Origin of the sequence: Janthinobacterium sp. B9-8 (assembly GCF_000969645.2) — a bacterium.
In the GTDB taxonomy this organism is placed as follows: Bacteria; Pseudomonadota; Gammaproteobacteria; order Burkholderiales; family Chitinibacteraceae; genus Iodobacter.
In genome coordinates, this window is sequence record NZ_CP014222.1 from 2,570,322 (window position 1) to 2,591,740 (window position 21,419).

A 21,419-nucleotide genomic window follows, 5' to 3' on the forward strand; every position below is an offset into this window, starting at 1 on the left:
AAATAATCTTTTTTTCTACCTTTCGTGTTATTTGTGAGTATCCGCTTGGTTTTTATCGCACCTGAGTAGTGACTATATTTGTTGTATAGCGGCGGGTTGCACCCGCCCTACAAAACTCAAGTTTCATTTGGTTTTCCTCGCCTTTGCCCTTCTCCGTGTTCTCCGTGTCTACAGACTTTAGGGTTGATTAAAGGTCTAAAAATCATGCGCTATATCTCTACTCGCGGCGGTATGCCGCCTCAGTCTTTTTCAGCCATTTTGCTCGGCGGCTTAGCGCCCGATGGCGGCTTGGTGATGCCTGAAGTGTGCCCGCGCCTTACGCAGGCCGATTTAGAACGCCTCGCTCCCCTGCCCTATGCTGAGTTGGCTTTTGAAGTGATTCGTCTGTTTGTCGACGACATCCCCGAAGCAGATTTAAAAGCACTAGTCGCCAAGACTTACACCGCCGAAGTATTTGGCTCCGCCGACATTACGCCGATCAAAACACTGGCTCCTAATCTGCATCTGCAACAGCTCTCTAATGGCCCAACGCTGGCTTTTAAAGATATGGCGATGCAATTGCTGGGCAATCTATTTGAATATGTGCTGGCGCGTGACGATAAAGAAATCAATATCGTCGGCGCAACTTCGGGTGACACCGGCTCGGCGGCGGAATACGCCATGCGCGGCAAAAAGGGCGTGAATGTATTTATGCTCAGCCCCGCTGGCAAAATGAGCCCCTTCCAGCGCGCACAAATGTTTAGCCTGCAAGACGCCAACATCCACAATATCGCGGTCAAGAGCATGTTTGATGCCTGCCAAGATATGGTAAAAGCCATCAATAACGATGCGGCGTTTAAGCAAGATTACAAAATTGGCGCGGTCAATTCGATCAACTGGGGCCGTGTAGTGGCGCAGATTTGCTACTACTTCAAAGGCTATTTTGCCGTGGCCAAAACGGTGGGCGAGCCGGTGGATTTCTGTGTGCCGTCAGGCAACTTTGGCAATATCTGCGCAGGCCATATGGCGCGCCAGATGGGTCTGCCGATTCGCCGCCTGATTGTGGCTACCAATGAAAACGATGTGCTGGACGAGTTTTTCAGCAGCGGCGGCTACCACCCACGCGGCCTTGATCGCACTTTCGAAACATCCAGCCCATCGATGGATATCACCAAGGCTTCTAATCTGGAACGCTTTGTCTTCGATTTGCTAGGCCGCGATGCAGGCAAATTATCCACCCTATGGAAAGGCATCGATGCTGGCATCGGCTTTGATTTAAGCGCGGACGATTTCGCCAAGATGCGCGATATCTATGGCTTTAGATCCAGCCGCAGCACCCATCAAGACCGCCTCGATAATATCCGTAGCGTGTTTGAGACTTACGGCGTAGAAATCGACCCTCACACCGCCGACGGCTATAAAGCAGCCATCGAGCATAGGGATGCCAACGTCGCCATGGTCATCCTCGAAACAGCCCTGCCCGCCAAGTTTGAAAACACCATGCTGGACGCCATCGGCCAAAAACCACAACGCCCGGCGGCCTTGCACGATCTTGAAAAGTTACCGCAGCGCTTTGACCTCCTAGAAGCAGACGTGGCGGCGCTTAAGGCTTATTTGGTGGAGCGGATTAAAGCCTAAAACCTGTTTTTCGTAGGGTGTGCAAGTCGTTTTCCTTGCGCACCGCTTTTACCAGCTGCATTGCCATTAAGCAAAAAGACCTTTTTAGTGCCTTCGGCACATTGATTTTGGAGCGGTAGCCACCGCGGGGGGCTTCCTTTCTTGAACGGCCAAGAAACGAAGCTAAAGAAGGCCGCCCCGACCAGCACGAAAGCCCCCTCATCTGCGGACAATCGAGCGGCGGCTGCGGAACTCGCTTCGCTCAAACAGTCCTCGCCGAAACCCCGCCCGCTTGTTCCTCGCTTCGGCGTGCTTCAAGGGGACTCCAAAAGCCCAGTGCAAAGATCGAGATCAATATGCTTTTTCGCTGTTCGCTAATCAGCCCTGTAGGGCGGGTTAGCCGGAGGCGTAACCCGCGATTGGCTGAGTATTCAGCTGGGCAATAAGTAAATGAGCAAGTGGAGCAAGGGGGTCAGGTCTTACATTTTGCATAGGATAAAATTTACAGTGGTTTACAAAGCAAGTTAAATTAATTACTTCATGTCAAATGTAAGACCTGACCCTATGATATTCTGGCTGGCTCATGCAGCAAGGCAGAAGAACTACACGGTAAGCTAGGCCTCTAAGCTCTGCTCTACCCCATAAAAAACGCCCCATGAGAAATCTTGTGGCGTTTTTTTATTGCTCAGATTTGCTCATCGTTTGATGGAGCAAAACCCACACTTGAACCACGGAGGGCACTGAGAACAGTTTCACGGAGAAAAACGAGGGATTAATGACGTCAATCCTCATTTAAACCTTTCAAAAAATTAAAGTATTAGAAAATATTGCCGATAGTTATTAAAACATATAAGTAAGGCTATCTGGTATGAGTATGTCTATCCATCGCAACACACCTACCCAATCAAATGTCATCGACTTTATTGCGCAGGAAAACAAAAAATTCAAGCCGCAAGTGGAGGCACTCAATGCAACCAACACCTCGCCCTCTACCGTGGTAAAACTGCATCAAACCAAAGACAAAAACCTGACGTATGAAAATATCAAGCAGGAAAGCATAACGACTTGGGGCAATTTACCGCTGGATACTATCAGCCTACAGCTCTCGCAAAATTTAACAGCCAATACCGCACCCGATCGATTAAATGGGCTTGGAGAAGCGGCACTTAATTACTTTGAATCGGGCAAAGATAATTACAATCAATCGCTGATTAACTTCTCTACCCCAAGAGCAATCAAGGGCAATCCCGACACCCATGCCACTTATACTAAGCTGGTACAAGATCGATTAGAGGGCGCGCCCACCGATCAAGTCACTTTAAGCCTGCAAACCAAATCAGGAACAAAAGTTGATTTGCAAATTAATAGCTTGGTTAATGAAAAGGTGAACTACGACAAAGATAATTGGGTCATAGCCAATGGATTATCGATTGATATCAAAGCCAGCGCAGAATTAAGCCAAGAAGAGCGTGATGCACTGGTCAAGCTTGCATCCGGCTTAGAAAACGCGATTCAAGGCTTAAATTTAGAAAAACCACAAACGGATATTGCAGGGCTTTTACAATTTGATCCTGATGTATTTGAATCAATCGATCTGAAAGCAAAATTTAACGACCCTGCCAATAGCCCGTTTGTTTTTGAATTTAAAGCAGATAAGAATCAACGGCATTTAAATGTCGAGCTAGCTAAAAACCTACAAAAAGACAAAGTAGGTGGCAAATTTGAAATTGATGTTGATCTAAAAAATCCTGAGCTGATGGCGGGCGAGGCGCAAAAGAAAAAATCAATGGACAATTATCTAAAGCAAGTAGATCAAGCGGCAAAGAGAGGCAATAATAAAGAAGATGTGATTGATATCTTTAAACAATCTTTCGCCAGCGCGCACCAGCTTTACCCTAAGGCACAGTTTGCTGAAGTTAAAACAGATAAAAAACCGACTGATACGCTGATTACAGCGACAAAACTAAGTGAAAAATTAGCGGACCAAGATTTGGCTGCATTAAGTGGCATGGCTGATTTTAAAGTCAAACTCAATATCGAAGGAAAAACAAATCCAATGCGCATTGCTGAAGTAGAGTTTTTAAATTATCAAATGTCACAAGAAACAAGAATAATTGGCAAAGAAAACAGGCAGATTAGCCAATTACAGAAAACAGATTTAAGTGCCCGTTTTCATACTCAAATTGATTCAGACAAGCCCGTTCAGCTCACCGATAAAAAAGCTTCACAAAACTACGACCTTTATCAGATCCAAGATCATGCAGAAAGCCTAGTAACCCTAAAGTACGATAAAGATCGTATTATCAAGGCGAATATAGAAAAATCAGCCGATCAATCGACTCATTTTGAAAGATATTTATTAGGTAAACAAACCAAAGACAAAAAAACCAACCATAACCAAACTGCAAGCAATGATTTATTGCCGCTCATAAAGTCGCTCATCAAAGATCAAGCTTCCACCGGCTCTATATATCGTCAACAAATACTACTTCAGTTAAATAAAAATATCGGCTTAGAAACAAACCCAGATCGATTAAAAAAAGAAAGAGAATTAGAACCTAATTTAATATTTTCTAGCATCTAACTTTTAAAAAACCAAGAATTTGCTCATGACTCACTTTACGTTTCCGATAAGTACTTTGGCATAACATGCCTACACTCTTCAATCATACGTTTTTCTTAGGGTGTGAGCGCAAAGGGCTGGTGCGCAAGAAAAGCGCTTGCAAACCCTAAGAGTTCACACGCCTTTGCATTTAAAAATGCCTGATAATTTATGCCGAACTACATACAAGCACTCGGGAGTGACGTAACGGGAATCCAAGCAATCCTATCAAGGTAAGTTAAACAATATTCGTAGGGCGGGTGAAACCCGCGAGCAATACCCAAAAATTCGCGGGTTTCACCCGCCCTACGATAATTCAATGCTTGTGCGGCAGCAGCTAGCTCAGCATGTAGGTTGGGCATGCTTTATCTGCCCAACAAATTACGGAACATAACTAAATGTTGGGCTGATAAAGCGCTAGCCCAACCTACGTTCATTTCTCTGTTTTCTTGCACAACCAACCGCTATCAATATGGCGCACAATAAAAAAAGCCCGGCAAATCAATTGCCGGGCTTTTTTGCGTATCCAATTTAAAGGATTAAACGCGTTTTAGTGCAATACCCTGTGCATCAAACAAGAGGCAATTCTTTTCCGGGAATACCACATGGATATTGTCGCCAAATTTAATCACATCTGATTCAGCAGGCAATTTCATGCAAAGAATTTCACTGATGCCTTTCACCTGGATATACGCCAATACGATATCACCCAGATGCTCAACCAGATCAACACGGGCAGGCACAGAGTTCACTGCATCGGCCGCGGCCAATTGCATATGCTCAGGGCGAATACCAATGGTGACTTTGTCGCCCACTTTGCAAGACGAAGCATCTACTGCAGCACGGATCTGAATGCCATCTGGCAAGCGAACGTGGGCAGAGCCTTTTTCAATGGCCACCAGATCGGCTTCCAGCAAGTTCATTTTAGGCGAGCCTAAGAAGCCTGCTACGAAGAGATTCGATGGGTTTTCATACATTTCTAGCGGCGAGCCAACCTGCTGAATCACACCGGCGTTAAACACTACGATACGATCGGCCAGTGTCATCGCTTCTACCTGATCATGTGTTACATAGATCATGGTGGTTTTGAGTTCTTGGTGCAGCTTGGATAGCTCAACGCGCATTTGCAGGCGCAGGGAAGCATCCAGGTTAGACAAAGGCTCGTCAAACAAGAAAACCTTTGGATTACGCACAATCGAGCGGCCAATGGCCACACGCTGACGCTGGCCGCCAGACAAGGCTTTTGGCTTGCGATCTAATAAATGGGTCATTTGCAAGACTTCGGCGGCGCCTTTTACACGCTGATCGATTTCTGCCTTAGATGTACCGGCCAGCTTCAGTGCAAACGCCATATTGTCGTACACGCTCATATGCGGGTAGAGGGCGTAAGACTGGAACACCATGGCGATACCGCGCTTAGACGCGTGCAAATCATTGGCAACCACATTGCCAATTCTGAGCTCACCTTCGGTGATGTCTTCCAGACCTGCAATCATGCGCAGCAAAGTGGATTTACCACAGCCTGAAGGGCCAACGAAAACCACAAACTCGCCATCTTTGATTTCTAGATCCACACCCTTAATCACACAAACATCTTTGGTGTAGTTTTTCTTAATTTTACTTAGCGTAACCGAAGCCATATCTCGATTCCTTGCAAACTTGTCTAAATGGGGTAGCAAATACCCGCCGAAAATGCCCCGTGGGGGCAACAGGCCTATCGATTACTTCACCGCGCCATCCATGCCGCCGATAAAGAAACGCTGGGTAAAGGCAAAGAAGATCAATACGGGAATAACAGTCATCACAATCGCCGCCATCACCATGCTGTATGAGGTTGCAAATGGCCCGGTCAGGTCATTAAACACCCCTACTGCCAAAGGCAATTTATCGCGTGTTGAAATCACAATTGAAGGCCAGAGGTAATCATTCCAGGCATTCACCAGCGAGAAAATCCCCAGTGCCGCAATGGATGGACCAGATACAGGCACCATCACACGCCATAGAATTTGCATCTCGGTTGCGCCATCAACCCGTGCAGCATCGACCAGATCTTGTGGCACAGCTTCAAACGCCTGCTTCATCAGGAAGATACCAAAGGCTGCAGCAAAGTTAGGCACAATCACGCCCAGATGGGTATCTAGCAGGCCCAAGTGCTTCAGGGTAATAAAGTTAGGAATAATGGCCACTTCAGATGGCAACATCATTGTGGCAAGAATCGCCACGAAAATAAAATTACGCCCCGGAAAACGCAAACGCGCCAATGGGTAGCCTGCCAAAATAGAAATAAACACCACGCCAATAATGCTTTCAATGGTAATCAGCGTTGAGTTTTTCATGTAAACCATAAATGGCATTTCATCAAATACACGCTTAAACCACATCAAGCTCAGATCTGTAGGCCAGAAAGAGCGAGGGAAAAGCCAGGTATTTGACGGATCCGCCGATAAGGCCACCGACAATGCCCATAAAAAAGGGAAGGTAGTGAAAATCGCAAAGGCGACCAGACCCGCATACTGCCCGGTCAGCGTCAAAGCGGTTTGTAGTTGTTTACCCATAGCCATGATTTCTTAATCCTCGTGTTATTTCTTTTCGCCCAGGAAGCGAAATTGAATGGCCGCAAGAATCATGCAGAAGAAGGTTACAACAAGACCAGCCGCCGCAGCACGACCGAAGTTGTAATTGCGAAATGCCTGATCGTAAACGTAGAACAGGGAGGTATACGTATCAGCCTGGCCCTTGGTTAAGATAATCACTTCCTGGAAAGTCTTTAAGGCAGCAATGGTCGACATCAGCGTACAGAGCAGGATCGTCGGCTTAACCATCGGCACAGTGATTTTCCAGAAACGCTGGAATACATTGGCACCATCTAAAATAGCGGCTTCTTCAACTTCTTTTGGAATCGCTTGCAGGCCTGCAAGGTATAAAACCATAAACCAGCCAATCCCTTTCCAGAAGGTAAACAGCATCACACCATAAAGAGCGATATCAGGATTACCCAGCCAATCGACCTGGCCTTCAGATCCTTGAGGGATCACATGAATCATTTGCAAAAACCACGTCAGAATACCGTCGTACTTATATACGTTAATCCAGACCACACCTGCAATAGAAACAGCGGTAATCACGGGGATATAAAACGCGGCACGAAAGAATGTCATCCCTGGCAATTTGTTATTCACCAGTTTTGCAACTAATAACGCTGCAACTTGAATCACCGGCACAATCAAAAGATAAAGTAATGAATTTTTGAGTGCTTGATGAAAAAGCTCTTCTTCATAAATATATTTAAAATGCGCAAAGTTATTCCAGGTAGCAACACCATCTGAAATACTGTAGTCATTAAACGCTAAATATGCGTTATAACCTACTGGCCAAAAGGTAAATATACCCATCAGAATAAGGGCAGGCGCCAGAAATAAATAGGCAATGCCTGTATAGCTGCTGGAGTTTTTCACGGCGCTACTCGACTGTAATGATAATATTCGGGAAAAAACGGAATTACCTATTAGATAACTCCGTTCATTAGAACATAAAACGGCTAATTATTTTTTACTTCTTTAGCTTTTCGTTCCATGCTGCTGCTGCTGTATTCAATGCATCTTTTACAGATTTACGACCTTCAACTGCGCTTTGAATTTCTTCTTGCAGTTTCTTAATCATCACTGTTTCGTCTGGCAATGTACCTGGAGTTAATGTCAGGGTACGTGCATTGTCCATCGATTTAGCCGCTACAGCGCGAGCACGGTCAACAACGTCTGCGCTCTTAGCACCAGACTGGAAGTATGGATCCAGATTGGCTTTCTTAGTCGAAGGCATGGTTGATTCAGTGGCTTTAGAGAACGCAAGTTGTTGTTCGTCGTTCGTCAGGAAGATGCCCAGCTTGGCTGCAGCAGCAGGATCTTTTGTGCCCTTAGGAATAACGAAATCCATCATCCATGAACCCAGATTCAGCTTACCTGCATCCAATGGGAATGGCGCAACTTCAGTCTTGTCGTAGATGGCTTTAGCGTCTGTTTCTGTACGCTTCAGGCCTTGAGCGGCTGTCGTCATCATGGCAATCTTGCCGCTGTTATATGCAGCGATTTCTTGCTCAAATGCCATTTTGAATACATCTTTAGGCATAACACCGGCTTTGTACAGATCAGCAAAAGTCTGAACAAAAGCAATATGCTTAGGCGAGTTAAATACAGCCTTGCCATCGGTTACAACTGGCAAGCCAGCGTAGTAAAAGAAGCCAACCATATCGCTCATTTTAGGAGCGAAAGCAGCCTGGCCTGTTTTTGCTTTAATTTGCTTACCCATTGCCACAAATTCAGCAAAAGTCTTAGGCGCTGCTTTAATACCGGCTTTAGCAAAGATGTCTTTGTTATAAGCAATAATTTGTGTGGAGTTATACCAAGGGAAGGCAAACATCTGGCCTTTCACTTGTACATCTTTCACTGCATTAGTCGAATAGGCGGCTTTAGCAGCACCCAAGTATTGATCGATAGGCAAGATGAGGCCTTGCGCAGCAAACTCATGCACCCAAGGCACATTAAAGTTAACCAGTGCAGGTGGATTGCCAGCAGCAATCGAAGCAGTCAGCTTAGGCTGAATCTGATCCCAGTTCATATCAACCCATTTCGCTTTCAGGCCTGGGTTGGTTTCATTGAACTTAGCTGTTGCTTGTTCAAAGTAGGTATTGAACTTTGGTTGCAAGTTCATCGTCCAGAATTCTAATTCTGTATCAGCAGCTTGTGCATTAACACCAGCAAACAACGCCGCACCAACGATTAACATTTTTTTCAGCTTCATCTTGTCTTTCCTCTTGGGTTTTTCGACAAATATTATATGGATTTAAATCCACACTTTTATATTACCGCATTAACTAAATTGCTATTCCAATCCAGCTTGCGGTTTTTTTATTCTTCCGGGTAATCCTATCAGAGATCACCCGGAAGAATTTGATTCAAAACAGAATAAAATTAAATCATTATTTCTTTGCAGCAGTAAATTTCTCATTCCAGAATTTAGCTGCGTCATCCAATGCGGCTTTCACTGGTTTACGGCCAGTAATTGCTTCTTGAATGGCTTCATTTAATTTCTTATTCATTGCTACATCATCAGGCAAGCCCGTTACAGTCAGTGTGCGTGAAGCCTTAATATGTGTTGCAGCCACTGCCGTGCCTTTCTCTACCGGGTCTGCTGATTTAGCACCGGCCTGGAAAAAAGCATCGTCCAGCGATTTATTAGTCGAAGGGAAAGTAGAAGACGCTTTAGCAAAGGCCAGCTGCGCATCATCATTAGTCAGGAATTTACCCAATTTAACTGCGGCATCTACATTCTTAAAGCCTGTTGGTACCGACCACATAAACAGGAAACCACCCAGAGGTGTTTTGCCGCCAGCAATCGGGAAGCCCGCTACGCCAGTGCCTTCATAAACCTTTGGTGCATCTGTTTTAGTACGCTTGATGGCGTGCGCGCCATCGGTAAACATGGCTAGTTTTTGTGCACCATAAGCAGCAATGCGCTCTTCAAATTGCATTTTGAAAACATCTTTCGGGAAAGCACCCGCAGCATATGCGGCTTTAAATTGCTCAATATATTTCACATGCGCTGGGCTATTAAAGACGGCCTTGTTATCTTTTACAACGTCCAAGCCTTCATACAAAAACCAGCCGGAAGTATCTTCATCCAGCTTAGGCGCAAAACCACTCACACCTGTTTTTGCTTTAATTTGAGTGGCTACTTTCAATAAATCGCCAAATGTTTTTGGCTCTTCTTTAATGCCCGCTTTAGCAAACAAATCTTTGTTATAAAACAGCACGCCTGTCACTTGGTACCAAGGCATGCCGTAAATTTGCTTATCGCCCACATAGGTTGCATCTTGCATCGCACCAGCGGTGTAAACATTTTTAAAACCAGCAACTTGCTTAGTAATCGGCTGAATCATTTTTGACTGTGCAAATTGATCCATCCAAGGCTTAGGCAAGTTCACAAGACCGGGCACATTGCCGCTGGCTACCGCAGTAATCACTTTTTGCTGGAAAGCATCCCAACCCACATCAACCCATACCGCTTCTACTTCGCTTTGCGAAGCATTGAACTTGGTGGTGAGCTCTTTCATGGTTGCATCGTACTTTGGCGAAAGGCTGTTAGACCAATATTCCACCTTTACTTTTTCTGCAGCTAAAGCACTCATGGTTGTTGCAGAAAAAACTGCAGCAGATACGGCCAAAATGAATTTCAATTTCATTACTGCATCTCCAAAGTAGATCGTTTCGCTAGCTCAAAAGGCAGGCGCGGTAACCATCGTTAAAAATGACGCTTTACGTCAATTTATCTATAAAAAAGCCAATACCATTTGAAAATACGCCTCTGTAAAGAGGCCAATCCTTTTAGCCTATGCCCTCTCTGCATCTACCCACCTAATCGCTAAAGTGGTATCAACGAACGCATGAGCAAATCACCGAAAAGTGGCTTTAAACAAGGATTTTGCGAAGTTTATCATCTATAAATCGCTTCAAACTGGACTTAGCGTTTTTACTTACGCGGACTCAGATTACAACAAATTAACAAGATGGTGAATAGCCAAAGCAAAGGGTAGATGGCATAAGGAGCAGACAGACGGGGGATAGGGGAAATGGCCCACAAAAACAAAATGTAGGCAACAACAAACAATTTATAATTTCGACTACAAAAAAAAGTGCGCATTGTGAAAATTTACTAATAGTTAACAACAACTTACTTATTAAGCTCCACTACAAAATCGTAGTAATCATTGCGAAAATACGAATGAGTGAGCTCAATTGCCGTGCCGTTTTCCAAATATCCAACGCGCGTTAAATGCAGCATAGCGTCCCCTGGTGCCACATCAACTAAATCAGAAATGGCTTGAGTGGCATTGATTGCGGCAATGTTTTGTATCGCACGTACAACAGACAAGCGAGCGTTGCGCATATATTCATACAAGGAATCGCCCACTGCATTGGGGTCGGGCACAAAGGTAAATGGCAGAGTGGTTTCTTCTAATGCCATCACCACATCATTAGCCATTCGCACGCGTTGTAAGCGGCTGACACGGCTGCTTGATGCCAGATTTAACTTAAGCTGCTCTTCTGCATTAGGCAGCACAACTTCACGCTTTAACCAGCGCGAACCGGGTGTAAAGCCGCGTTGCTTAAGCATTTCAGACAAATTAGTCAGCTTATTCAGCGGCTGCTCTAATTTAGGGGTGATATAAGTGCCCGCTCCGTGCCGCCTCACAATCAAGCCGTCAGCCAGCAGAATATCCAGCGCTTTTCTTGCTGTAACCCTTGAAACCCCAAGGATTTCGCACAAATTGCGCTCTGAGGGCAAAGGCTCATCAGCCAGCCAAAAGCCGGCATGAATCGCAGCGGCCAGCTTATGACCCAGCTGTAAATAAAGAGGCGTAGCGCTATCTGCATCAGGCCGTAGTACGAGTAGTTTTTGTTGCGGCAGCATTATCGCCTCTTATTAGTTAGATCAAACCACAGTTTGGTAAATCAAAATTAAAGCACCTGCACACGAATCTTTTTGCGGGCGCACCGTACTGGCTAAAAAAGCAGCGGGAATAAACGGGCGCAGCGCTTCAGATAAACCGCCACCACAAATGGCCAGCGGCAGATCAGGGTTGCGCTGACGTAAAGCACGGCCGATCTGCTCGATTTCCCCGCCTGCTTCTTGTAAAAATGCACGAGCATACTCATCACTCGCACCAAACTCCACCACCACGGGCGATAAAGAAGCACACTCGCCCTGCTTCATTTGCCCCATCCAGCTAAATACTTCAGCCTTGGTGTGGCCGGTAATGGCGAGCAATTTACGGCCAAAATCCGTCACCGGGCGACGGCCATCTATCATGCGTTGTACATGATTAATCGCTTTAAGACCCAAAAATGCACCACTGCCTTCATCTGAAGTTGGAAACCCCCAGCCGCCCACCTCAAGCCGCTGACCATCAGGCAACCATGCCTCACCAATCGAGCCAGTACCAATAGCAATAATCCCGCCATGCTGGCCATTCGTTGCGCCCAGCAAAGTAGAAAAGCCGTCTGTTTCTACCACGATTCTGGCAAAGCCCGGATTCTTTTGTTTAAATTCTTCAGCCCAAACGGGGTTATGCACACCCGACATTCCCAAACCCAATGCACACTTCGCAAAATCCGGCTCAGCAATACCCAGTTTGGCAAAGCCTGCTTTAATGGCCTGCGTAATATGCAGCCAAGCTTTATCCACGCCCTGCCCCAGCGCGGATGCTGCCCCGTCGCTACGAACCATTTCTATGCCATCCAAGCCTGCAATACAAATACGCGTCCCTGTGCCGCCACCATCTACACCGATTAAATATTGAATCTTGCTCATCTGGAGTCTCTTCATCTTGTTATGGTTTAATTTTAATACCAATGAAAACAATCTGGTAATACCAATTCAACATCCATAAACGGTGAAATCCGCTTAATTTTTACAGAAAACATGCAAAACAACGCCCTGCATGCCGTACCAATCTAGACAGAGCACTAAACCATGTCAATGGCTTAAGCACGGTTTACTCTCGCTTTATACTGCTAAGCTTGTTATTTTTTAAATGAATCAATGCCTTATGGGCGCCATATGGCGATGTGAGTGAATAGCAACGCACCATTGCCAGCGTGCATAGCCTTTGCGGCAAGAAACAGTAGCCAAAAAAAATGCCCGCTGATGCGGACATTTTATTTATTTTTTTACATGCAAACCACATTCTTTATTTTCCGGGTCTTCCCACCACCAGCGCCCTGCCCGCACATCCTCGCCCATAGAAATAGCGCGTGTACAGGGCTCACAGCCAATCGAAGGGTAATGCTGATCATGCAAGGCGTTATACGGCACATTATTGTCACGCAAATACGCCCAGACTTCTTTTTCTGTCCACTCGATCAGCGGATTAAATTTTTCTAAACCATTCCCACTATCAAATTCCTGATTACCCAAATCAGTGCGCGTAGGCGATTGCTCACGGCGTAAACCAGTGACCCATGCGTTTTTACCCGCCAACGCACGCTTTAAAGGCTCCATTTTACGAATCTGGCAACAGGCTTTACGCAGCTCAATTGATTCATAAAAGGCGTTAATCCCGTGTTGGTTTACAAAACTTTCAGTGGCGCTTGTTTGCGGAAAAAACACCTGAATCGGGTGGCTTGGGTATTGCTCTGCAGATTTTTGCATCAGGGCATAGGTTTGCGCAGGCAAACGGCCGGTATCCAAGCTAAATATTTCAATGCCCACTTGATGCTTAGCGATTAAATCGGTGATCACCATATCTTCTGCACCCAATGAATTAGCAAATACGGCAGGGCTATATTCATCGGCGATTTTGTGCAGCAATGCAATCGTCTCGGCTAGTTTCTCTTCAAAGCTCATCTCTTGCTCCTTCACTCAAAATACCAGCTTACCGCCAATCATCACTAACATCACCGCCAAACAGGGGCGCAGTACTGATTCCGGAATCCGGCCAGTTAAATGGCTACCAAAGTAAATGCCCGGTAAAGAGCCTATTAATAAATACATCAGCAGATGCCAATCAATATTGCCAAGACCCGCATGACCAAGCCCAGCCACGAGGGTGAGCGGCACTGCGTGTGCAATCTCTGTACCCACCAGACGCGAAGTTGAAATCAAGGGATAAAGCAGAAATAAAGCCACCGTACCCAAAGCCCCTGCACCAATCGATGTGAGCGTCACAATCACGCCCAAAAACAAGCCGACCAGCACAGTCACGGCATTAAGCTTACGAGGAGGTAAATGAAACCACGATGAGGCGTGGCGATGCCCCCATTTTAAGAGCTGAGGCTTAAAAATAATGGCAACCGCAGTTAAAAGTAGTGCTACGCCCAAGCCCTGTTTAATCAGTGAATTAACTACGCTTAAATCAGAATGCAGATTACGCAACACTAACAAGGTAAGCAGCGCTGCGGGCACACTGCCTGCGGCCAGCCAGCCGGTAATCTTCCAATCAATATTTTTCTTTTTATGATGAACAAAAATACCGCTGCCCTTGGTAATAGCGGCGTAGAGCAAATCCGTGCCTACCGCCGTGGCCGGGCTAATCCCGAACCAGAGCAAAATGGGCGTCATTAATGAGCCGCCCCCTACTCCTGTCATACCGACAATAAAGCCCACCAACAGCCCAGCGACGATATATCCGAATTCCATGATGTCGCCCAATATCTAAATAGTTCGCCAGCATAGCAACTCGTTTTATAATTCCATAGACGAATATGTTAAGATTTTATACGAATGGGTTATTAGATAATTTTTGTGAAAGGATTTGCCATGAAGTTGCAACAGCTGCGCTATCTAGTGGAAGTGGCTAAACAGGGCCTGAATGTCTCTGAAGCCGCCGAGAAGCTCCACACCTCCCAACCTGGCATTTCCAAGCAAATTCGCCTATTAGAAGACGAGCTGGGTGTGCAAATTTTTATCCGCAACGGCAAGCGTGTTGTGGATGTAACCGCACCGGGCAAAGAAATCTTGCGTATTTCCGAGCGCATGCTGATGCAAGCGCAAAACTTAAAGCGCATCGGTGAAGACTTTGTGAATGTGGAAGGCGGCAGCCTCACCATCGCCACTACGCACACTCAGGCACGCTACGCCCTGCCCGCTACCATTCATAATTTTATGCTGCGCTACCCCAAGGTGCGCTTATCCATTAAGCAAGGCAGCCCAACCCAGATCAGTGAAATGGTCGTAGAAGGCGCGGCCGATATTGCGATTGCCACCGAAGGGATCGATCATTACTCCGAGCTGGCGATGCTTGATTGCTATAACTGGAACCGCAGCATTGTGGTGCCTGTGGGCCACCCGCTCACCCAGCTTGATCGCCCCATTACGCTAGAAGACGTCGCGGCCTGGCCACTAATTACTTACGATTTTGCCTTTGCAGGGCGCAATAAAATCAATCAGGCTTTTGAATCGCGTGGCCTCACACCCAATGTGGTGCTTACCGCCATTGATTCAGACGTCATCAAAACCTATGTAGCTCTTGAGCTGGGTATCGGCATTCTGGCAACCATGGCATTTGAAGCAGATCGTGATCAGCAGCTTGTTGCCATCGATGCCTCACACTTATTTAATGAATCCACCACCCGCATCGGGATTCGCAAAGACGCCTATTTACGTGGCTATGCCTACGACTTTATCGAACTATTCGCCCCACATCTCAGCCGTAAAGTAGTCCAAGCTGCCTTGATGTGTGATAGCGAAGAGTAATGATATAGGGCGGGTAAACCCCGCCCTATAAACAGCCTTTTTAATAAAGCCCACCTCTTATTCGCTAGCCCATCGTCTCCTCTCATGCAGCCATTCAGCTCCCCCGAAAAATACGCCCTGTTAAGCGCGCTCTCTGATCTGGAATCTGGCTCGGTGCGGCAATGGTTTTTTCTGGAGCTGGCCGCACTAGAGACAAAAGGGCCACGCTCTAAACGCGCCCGGTGCTGGATTTTTTTATTGCCAAAGCTGGGGCCTGCACTGCTTGCCCCACTCCTTATCAAGCGTGGCATACAGGGTGCGGCGCTTTACCTGCCTGCGGCCCGGCACCGGTTTGATCTCATCCGCCAAAGCTTAAATGATGCGCTGCTACTAGCCATTAGCCTGCTCGCTCTGCTGGCGGGCTTTGATCGCCTCACCGCCTCTTTGCAATTTGCGCTCTGGCTGCTGGCCATCTGTGGCGCAGCTTGGCAAATCTGGCGCACCCGCAGCACACTGGCGGTTAACACCGCCGATAACACCCTGCCCGGTGCAGAAGCCAGCCTTGGCCTTTACGGCATTTTAATAGCAAAAGAAATCGACCCGTCTCTTGCCCAGCGCCTCATTAAAGACTTGCGCCAGGACATCAGCAGCCATTTGGCCGCATTACAAAACCAGCTACCAGAGTTGGCCCCTGCCACAGGCACACCTTATGCACAGGCATTTAAAGCCATCAGCTGGTTTATCCCCCTGCTGCCCTCCGCATGGCTACTGGGCTTTATGCCCGCCGCTTGGGGATGGATCATTTGCTGCCTGCTGCTGATCACCCTGTCCTACCTCATCAATCGTCAATGGCAAACCCCGGCCCTGCTCGCACTCAGCGGCCTTTGCGTTTATGCACTGGCCAAACTGGCGCATTGGTTATAAGCAGCTAAGCCACATTCCTCTACATTTCACTTGCATTCCATCTCCATTCGGCGTCTAATTTCTCTAAATACAGAAATAAAGGAAATAGCATGAAGCTCAGCCCAACTATGGAGAAATACATCGTTCACTGGGGCGAGATGGGAACGAAATGGGGCGTGAACCGCAGCGTAGCCCAAATTCATGCCCTGCTGTTTCTGGTCAACAAACCACTAAATGCAGAAGAGATTGTTGAAACACTCGGGGTTGCCAGATCCAACGTCAGCAATAGCCTGAAAGAATTACAAAGCTGGGGGCTGATTAAAGTGCAGCAGGAAATGGGCGATCGGCGAGATCATTTTGTTGCCCTGCAAGATGTGTGGGAAATCTTCCGTGTGATCACCGAAGAGCGCAAAAAGCGCGAGCTGGATCCCACACTGATCGTGCTGCGCCAATGTGCCATTGAAGCCGAAACCGACACCGAAATCGAAGCCGCCACCCGAGTCAAAATGGATCAGGTGCTGGAATTTTTAGAAGTGCTACTACATGGCTACGATGACTTTAAAAACCTGCCACCCAGCGTATTGATCAAGCTATTAAAAATGGGCGGAAAAATAGGCCAGCTGGCGGCGATGTTTGGCAAAGATGAAGAGAAGTAATGGGCGTGTAGATCAATCAAAACGCCATCTTTTAAGAAGCAAAATGTTGGATGGACACAGCGTGCCCACCCTACAAGGCAACATATCATCAATGAATAAGGAGCAGCACCATGCCACGCTACGAGTTATTTTATGATCACGCCTGCCCGATGTGCCGCTTTGAAATGCTTAGGCTTAAACAACGCGATATCAAGCAGTGCTTTACCCTGATTGATATCAGCTCAGCCGATTTTGATGCCAGTAGTGCGGCAGCCAGCTTGCTAGAGATGCAAACTTTATTGCATATCCGCCGGGATGACGGTCAGATTTTAGTCGGCATCGATGCCATTGCCGCGCTCTATCAAGCCATAGGCCGCGATTGGTGGACAGGGCCTTTAAAATGGCAGGCAACACGCGGGATATCTGCCTGGATTTACTCACGCATCGCCCGTCATCGTTACCGTATCAGCGTTTGGCTCGGTTTTACTGCGAAGTGCGATAGCAAATCTTGCCGGATTTAAACATTTACCTATTTATTTCTCTTATTACAGAAATAAAGGAAACACAATGAACATCTTACTACTCGGCCATGGCCTCATTGGCAGCCATCTGAGAGATGTGCTGCTAGTGCGAGGCCATCAAGTACGCTTACTCAGCCGCCATGCTCTGGCCCATGCTGAATGCGAAGTGATACAGGGCGATTTTGCGGCGCTGCAAAACGCGGCAGACTGGCTGCCGCTCTTAGATGGTATCGATACCGTGATTAACACGGTGGGGATTTTTGCTGAGTCGGCTGGGCAATCTTTTACGGCTTTGCATCTTGCAGCACCACAGGCGCTCTTTGCTGCCTGCGAGGCCAGCAAAGTCAAAAAAGTGATTCATCTATCCGCATTGGGTGCCGCAGCGGATGCACCGACGGCCTACTGGCGCAGCAAGGGGCTGGGGGATGCGGCCTTACAGCAATCAAAGCTGAACTGGACCATCGTTCGCCCCTCATTAATTTATGCGCCGGATGGGGTGAGCAGCCGCGCTTTTTGCACCTTAGCCAGCCTGCCCCTGCTGCCCAATTTACAAGGCGTGGGCAAAGTACAGCCTGTGCATTTGCAGGATGTTTTAGCGCTACTGATCAAGCTGGTCGAGCAGCCTGTAGCGCAGCAGCAAATCATCAATGCCGTTGGCCCACAAGCCATGCCGCTTACGACCTGGTGGCAGCAGCTCAGGCAGGGAATGGGTTTGGGCCGTGCGATCACCCTGCCTGTTGCTGCATGCTTACAGAATATTGCGGCTAAATCGGCTCTGTTACCACTGTTTCAGCCCGATAGCCTGACCATGCTGCGGGCTGGTAATTGCAGCGATGCCGACACTTTTTCGGCAATCTTAGGCCGTGCCCCGCAAGCCGCCAAGCCAGTAAACGGCATAGCACGGGATGCCTTGCTCGGCTGGCTGCTACCGCTGCTTAAATTATCAATGGCCCTAGTTTGGCTTGGCACCGCGGCAGTCTGCTTATGGGCATGGCCACGGGCAGATAGCTATCAGCTACTGGCCGATGTAGGCATTCCCGGCAACTGGCAGCCGCTGCTTTTTTACGGATCGGTAGCGATGGATAGCTTGTTTGGGCTGCTGTGCTTGCTGGATTTGCTGGGCGTACAAACACGCAGCTGGCGCTTGCAATGGCTGCTGGTATTGGCTTACAGCATCATTATCGCCATCAAACTGCCACAGTTTTTATGGCACCCCTTTGGCCCGCTGCTTAAAAACCTACCCATCATGGCGCTGCTACTGATGCTGGATTTGCTTTCACCAAGCAAGACAAAACCCAAATCTTGAACCACGGAGAAAACCAAGGGCTTAAATCGAAATCAGCAACACTTGATCCGCATCAGTCAGTCTTCTCTGCAAATAAAAACACGTTTTACAAAAAATCTTAACGAGGCAAAGCAAAATGGATTACTACCTGACTTTCAAACTGCTACATATTTTGTCCGCCACGCTGATGTTTGGCACGGGCCTTGGCACGGCGTTTTATATGTTTGTGACCAATCGCAGTGGCAATGTGCAAGCCATTGCCGTGGTTTCCCGCTGGGTAGTACGGGCGGATTGGTTATTTACCACGCCTGCCGTGATTTTTCAGCCCATCTCGGGATTGCTGATGGCGCACTGGTTGGGCTATCCACTGACGGCAAACTGGCTATGGATTTCGATGGCGCTTTACGCCCTCACCGGCGCTTGTTGGCTGCCGGTGGTATGGATTCAACTCAAAATGCGCGATATGGCGCAAATCGCCGCCAAAGAAAATACCGAGCTACCCGCAAGCTACTGGCGCTATGAACGGATCTGGACAGCGCTTGGTTTCCCCGCCTTTATCAGCCTGATCGTGGTGTATTGGTTGATGGTAAATAAACCTTTTTGATCGCAGCTTATAAGGGGTAAATCATGCAAATCATTTTGTATTTATTGGTACTGCAGGGGCTGATGGGCGCTTTTGACACGATTTACCATCATGAGCTCACCGTTGCCCTACCCGGCAAAAAAACAGCTCAGCGCGAGCTACGCCTGCATGCCATCCGCTCCAGCCTATACGCGGTGGTGTTTGCTGGGCTGGCTTGGTTTGAATGGCGCGGCCTGTGGCTATGGGGCTTATCCGCGCTCATTCTGATCGAAATAGCACTCACGCTCTGCGATTTTGTTGAAGAAGACAAAAGCCGCCTGCTGCCTGCCACCGAGCGCGTCACCCACACCATTCTGGCCATGAACGGCGGCGCACTCTTTGGGTATTGGGCCATCAGCGTGGCTCCTCTCTGGGCCAGCCAGAGCACAAGCTTACATTTAGTCAATTACGGTCTGTGGAGCTGGGTATTAAGCCTGTTTGCACTCGGCGTGGGTTTATCCGGGATTCGGGATGGATTCGCCAGCTTAAAACTTTATAAAGAGGCCAAAATCATGACAAGCAATCCTTTTCTTAGCCTCCCGCAGCAACGCATTTTAATCACGGGTGGTACTGGATTCATTGGCGGAGCACTTTGCGAGCACTTACTCGCCGCTGGGCATAGCCTCTGCCTGCTTAGCCGCAATTCACAGGCCACCAACATCCGGTTTCAAAGCAAAGTACGCGCTTTTTCCAGCTGGGAGGATCTTTCTTACAAAGAAGAATTTGATGTGATCATCAATTTAGCCGGCAGCCCGGTCGCCGGCCCGCGCTGGAGCGATGCCCGCAAAAAAGCCTTACTGGCTAGCCGGATTGGCACAACAGAAGGATTGCTCGGCTGGCTAGCAAGGGCCAATCACAAGCCCAAGGTATTAATTAATGGCTCGGCCATTGGCTATTACGGCTGCCGCGGCGATGAGGCGCTGGACGAAAACGCAGGCACACAAAAGGAATTTATGTCGCAACTTTGCAGCGAATGGGAAGCCGCAGCATGCAAGGCCGAAGCCTTTGGCCTGCGCGTCGTTCGCTTGCGCCTTGGCCTTGTATTTGGCCCCGGTGGTGCACTGCCCAAGCTACTACTGCCGTTTTACTTTGGCCTTGGCGGGCGCATGGGCGATGGGCTGCAAGTGATCAGCTGGATACACAGAGACGATGTTTTAGCGGTGATTGCACAGGCCATTAACGACCCGCAATTGAGCGGCGCTTACAATCTCAGCGCGCCCGAAGCGGTAAGCCAGGCGCAATTTGCCCAAACAGCTGCGCGCCTCTTACGCCGCCCCCGCTTTTTTACCACCCCAGCCTGGCTGATCGACACACTCGCCGGAGAAATGGGTGCACTCTTTACCAAAGGCCAGCGGGTAATTCCCAAACGCTTGCTCGACGCGGGTTATCGCTTTAAATACCCTGATCTGCAGAGTGCATTACAAGCCCAGATTAAAGGAGGCCACTGATGCCACTCCTTTATCAGCAAGTGCTGGGCAAAGACTTTGGCCTGCTTAGCCCCCTGCTGCAAACCCTGCACGGGGCCGAGCAACAACTCTGGCAAGGGCAGGCCGATGTAAAGTGGGGCAAGCCAATATTTATCCGCAGCCTGCTTTACCTTGCGATGCGCTTAGGTATTTTGCCAGCCGAAGGGCAAAATGTGCCCTGCCAAGTTAGAATTCTGCAAGATGCAAAAGGTGAAGTCTGGCAACGCCGCTTTGCACACAGCCCCATGCAGTCCCGCCAGCGCTGGCGTAATAGCGAGCTTTGGGAGCAAATGGGCCCGCTGGCGCTGCAATTGCATAGCCAAGTCTGCGAAGGCCAACTCTTACAAAGCAGCCAAACAGCCCGCTACTTCGGCCTGCCGCTGCCCCTGCAAGTTAAAGCCAGAGAATGGGCCATCGCTGAAGTCATGCATTTTGACGTTGAAATTGGCTTTAAAAAAGGCGGCATGATTTTGCATTACAGCGGAGCGTTAAGGCAGAAAAAACACTTAAGCCACTAATTTAAATAAAAATACTGAAATATAGGGAACACACTCCCCTACTGG

General features: G+C 47.9%; 19 protein-coding genes. 10 read left to right on the forward strand and 9 right to left on the reverse strand.

Annotation, left to right across the window (positions count from 1 at the left end; genetic code table 11):
* Window positions 1-204: 204 nt before the first annotated feature.
* Together thrC and VN23_RS11460 are read left to right on the forward strand one after the other, a co-directional pair.
* A complete protein-coding gene (gene thrC, locus VN23_RS11450; protein WP_046350752.1) occupies window positions 205-1,617 on the forward strand; it encodes a threonine synthase in 1,413 nt (470 codons plus the stop codon).
* Between the two features lie 847 nt (window positions 1,618-2,464).
* On the forward strand, window positions 2,465-4,180 hold the full coding sequence (locus tag VN23_RS11460) for a hypothetical protein (protein ID WP_046350750.1): 1,716 nt from the start codon (window positions 2,465-2,467) through the stop codon (window positions 4,178-4,180).
* 557 nt (window positions 4,181-4,737) lie between these two features.
* Here the strand turns inward: VN23_RS11460 and VN23_RS11465 are convergent.
* The 9 genes from VN23_RS11465 to VN23_RS11505 all read right to left on the reverse strand — a co-directional run bounded on the left by VN23_RS11465 (window position 4,738) and on the right by VN23_RS11505 (window position 14,389).
* Window positions 4,738-5,838: an ABC transporter ATP-binding protein gene (locus VN23_RS11465; RefSeq protein WP_046350749.1), complete on the reverse strand. Its 1,101-nt coding sequence runs from the start codon at window positions 5,836-5,838 to the stop codon at window positions 4,738-4,740.
* Between the two features lie 81 nt (window positions 5,839-5,919).
* Entirely contained in the window at window positions 5,920-6,759 is an 840-nt protein-coding gene (locus VN23_RS11470) for a carbohydrate ABC transporter permease (RefSeq protein WP_197432909.1), read from the reverse strand.
* An 18-nt stretch (window positions 6,760-6,777) separates the two neighbouring features.
* Complete coding sequence (locus VN23_RS11475) at window positions 6,778-7,653, reverse strand: carbohydrate ABC transporter permease (RefSeq protein WP_046350748.1); 876 nt, start codon at window positions 7,651-7,653, stop codon at window positions 6,778-6,780.
* Window positions 7,654-7,747: 94 nt separating this feature from the next.
* Window positions 7,748-8,992: an ABC transporter substrate-binding protein gene (locus VN23_RS11480; RefSeq protein WP_046350747.1), complete on the reverse strand. Its 1,245-nt coding sequence runs from the start codon at window positions 8,990-8,992 to the stop codon at window positions 7,748-7,750.
* A gap of 178 nt (window positions 8,993-9,170) precedes the next feature.
* Complete coding sequence (locus VN23_RS11485) at window positions 9,171-10,433, reverse strand: ABC transporter substrate-binding protein (protein ID WP_046350746.1); 1,263 nt, start codon at window positions 10,431-10,433, stop codon at window positions 9,171-9,173.
* Between the two features lie 488 nt (window positions 10,434-10,921).
* Window positions 10,922-11,662: a GntR family transcriptional regulator gene (locus VN23_RS11490; RefSeq protein ID WP_046350745.1), complete on the reverse strand. Its 741-nt coding sequence runs from the start codon at window positions 11,660-11,662 to the stop codon at window positions 10,922-10,924.
* 21 nt (window positions 11,663-11,683) lie between these two features.
* The gene (locus tag VN23_RS11495; protein ID WP_046350744.1) at window positions 11,684-12,562 is read right to left on the reverse strand and encodes a BadF/BadG/BcrA/BcrD ATPase family protein; all 879 of its coding nucleotides are present in this window, start codon (window positions 12,560-12,562) and stop codon (window positions 11,684-11,686) included.
* 351 nt (window positions 12,563-12,913) lie between these two features.
* Window positions 12,914-13,597, reverse strand: a complete 684-nt coding sequence (locus tag VN23_RS11500) for a phosphoadenylyl-sulfate reductase (RefSeq protein ID WP_046350743.1) — start codon at window positions 13,595-13,597, stop codon at window positions 12,914-12,916.
* Between the two features lie 15 nt (window positions 13,598-13,612).
* The gene (locus VN23_RS11505; protein ID WP_046350742.1) at window positions 13,613-14,389 is read right to left on the reverse strand and encodes a sulfite exporter TauE/SafE family protein; all 777 of its coding nucleotides are present in this window, start codon (window positions 14,387-14,389) and stop codon (window positions 13,613-13,615) included.
* 120 nt (window positions 14,390-14,509) lie between these two features.
* On the opposite strand from VN23_RS11505, the gene cysB reads away from it, so the two are divergent.
* The 8 genes from cysB (at window position 14,510) to VN23_RS11545 (ending at window position 21,374) form a co-directional block, all read left to right on the forward strand.
* Window positions 14,510-15,445, forward strand: a complete 936-nt coding sequence (gene cysB / locus VN23_RS11510; RefSeq protein ID WP_046350741.1) for an HTH-type transcriptional regulator CysB — start codon at window positions 14,510-14,512, stop codon at window positions 15,443-15,445.
* Between the two features lie 84 nt (window positions 15,446-15,529).
* Window positions 15,530-16,348, forward strand: coding sequence for a hypothetical protein (locus VN23_RS11515; RefSeq protein ID WP_046350740.1), 819 nt, complete (start codon window positions 15,530-15,532; stop codon window positions 16,346-16,348).
* 89 nt (window positions 16,349-16,437) lie between these two features.
* Window positions 16,438-16,983: a GbsR/MarR family transcriptional regulator gene (locus tag VN23_RS11520; protein WP_046350739.1), complete on the forward strand. Its 546-nt coding sequence runs from the start codon at window positions 16,438-16,440 to the stop codon at window positions 16,981-16,983.
* A gap of 110 nt (window positions 16,984-17,093) precedes the next feature.
* Complete coding sequence (locus tag VN23_RS11525; RefSeq protein WP_046350738.1) at window positions 17,094-17,483, forward strand: thiol-disulfide oxidoreductase DCC family protein; 390 nt, start codon at window positions 17,094-17,096, stop codon at window positions 17,481-17,483.
* A gap of 46 nt (window positions 17,484-17,529) precedes the next feature.
* Window positions 17,530-18,789 (forward strand): SDR family oxidoreductase, encoded by a 1,260-nt coding sequence (locus VN23_RS11530; RefSeq protein WP_046350737.1) that lies wholly within the window; start codon window positions 17,530-17,532, stop codon window positions 18,787-18,789.
* A gap of 115 nt (window positions 18,790-18,904) precedes the next feature.
* Window positions 18,905-19,372 (forward strand): DUF2269 family protein, encoded by a 468-nt coding sequence (locus VN23_RS11535; RefSeq protein ID WP_046350736.1) that lies wholly within the window; start codon window positions 18,905-18,907, stop codon window positions 19,370-19,372.
* 23 nt (window positions 19,373-19,395) lie between these two features.
* Complete coding sequence (locus tag VN23_RS11540) at window positions 19,396-20,838, forward strand: TIGR01777 family oxidoreductase (RefSeq protein WP_046350735.1); 1,443 nt, start codon at window positions 19,396-19,398, stop codon at window positions 20,836-20,838.
* Entirely contained in the window at window positions 20,838-21,374 is a 537-nt protein-coding gene (locus VN23_RS11545; protein WP_046350734.1) for a DUF4166 domain-containing protein, read from the forward strand. The genes VN23_RS11540 and VN23_RS11545 overlap by 1 nt, the downstream gene beginning before the upstream one ends.
* Window positions 21,375-21,419: the final 45 nt, after the last annotated feature.

What these genes read in the sequence shown, in the direction of transcription:
- VN23_RS11515 (WP_046350740.1), top strand. Translation starts at nt 15,530, where the DNA reads ATGCAGCCATTCAGCTCCCCCGAAAAATACGCCCTGTTAAGCGCGCTC.
- VN23_RS11460 (WP_046350750.1), top strand. Translation starts at nt 2,465, where the DNA reads ATGAGTATGTCTATCCATCGCAACACACCTACCCAATCAAATGTCATC.
- VN23_RS11540 (WP_046350735.1), top strand. Translation starts at nt 19,396, where the DNA reads ATGCAAATCATTTTGTATTTATTGGTACTGCAGGGGCTGATGGGCGCT.
- VN23_RS11495 (WP_046350744.1), bottom strand. Translation starts at nt 12,562, where the DNA reads ATGAGCAAGATTCAATATTTAATCGGTGTAGATGGTGGCGGCACAGGG.
- VN23_RS11525 (WP_046350738.1), top strand. Translation starts at nt 17,094, where the DNA reads ATGCCACGCTACGAGTTATTTTATGATCACGCCTGCCCGATGTGCCGC.
- VN23_RS11520 (WP_046350739.1), top strand. Translation starts at nt 16,438, where the DNA reads ATGAAGCTCAGCCCAACTATGGAGAAATACATCGTTCACTGGGGCGAG.
- cysB (WP_046350741.1), top strand. Translation starts at nt 14,510, where the DNA reads ATGAAGTTGCAACAGCTGCGCTATCTAGTGGAAGTGGCTAAACAGGGC.
- VN23_RS11530 (WP_046350737.1), top strand. Translation starts at nt 17,530, where the DNA reads ATGAACATCTTACTACTCGGCCATGGCCTCATTGGCAGCCATCTGAGA.
- VN23_RS11490 (WP_046350745.1), bottom strand. Translation starts at nt 11,662, where the DNA reads ATGCTGCCGCAACAAAAACTACTCGTACTACGGCCTGATGCAGATAGC.
- VN23_RS11500 (WP_046350743.1), bottom strand. Translation starts at nt 13,597, where the DNA reads ATGAGCTTTGAAGAGAAACTAGCCGAGACGATTGCATTGCTGCACAAA.
- VN23_RS11485 (WP_046350746.1), bottom strand. Translation starts at nt 10,433, where the DNA reads ATGAAATTGAAATTCATTTTGGCCGTATCTGCTGCAGTTTTTTCTGCA.
- VN23_RS11535 (WP_046350736.1), top strand. Translation starts at nt 18,905, where the DNA reads ATGGATTACTACCTGACTTTCAAACTGCTACATATTTTGTCCGCCACG.
- thrC (WP_046350752.1), top strand. Translation starts at nt 205, where the DNA reads ATGCGCTATATCTCTACTCGCGGCGGTATGCCGCCTCAGTCTTTTTCA.
- VN23_RS11545 (WP_046350734.1), top strand. Translation starts at nt 20,838, where the DNA reads ATGCCACTCCTTTATCAGCAAGTGCTGGGCAAAGACTTTGGCCTGCTT.
- VN23_RS11465 (WP_046350749.1), bottom strand. Translation starts at nt 5,838, where the DNA reads ATGGCTTCGGTTACGCTAAGTAAAATTAAGAAAAACTACACCAAAGAT.
- VN23_RS11505 (WP_046350742.1), bottom strand. Translation starts at nt 14,389, where the DNA reads ATGGAATTCGGATATATCGTCGCTGGGCTGTTGGTGGGCTTTATTGTC.
- VN23_RS11470 (WP_197432909.1), bottom strand. Translation starts at nt 6,759, where the DNA reads ATGGCTATGGGTAAACAACTACAAACCGCTTTGACGCTGACCGGGCAG.
- VN23_RS11480 (WP_046350747.1), bottom strand. Translation starts at nt 8,992, where the DNA reads ATGAAGCTGAAAAAAATGTTAATCGTTGGTGCGGCGTTGTTTGCTGGT.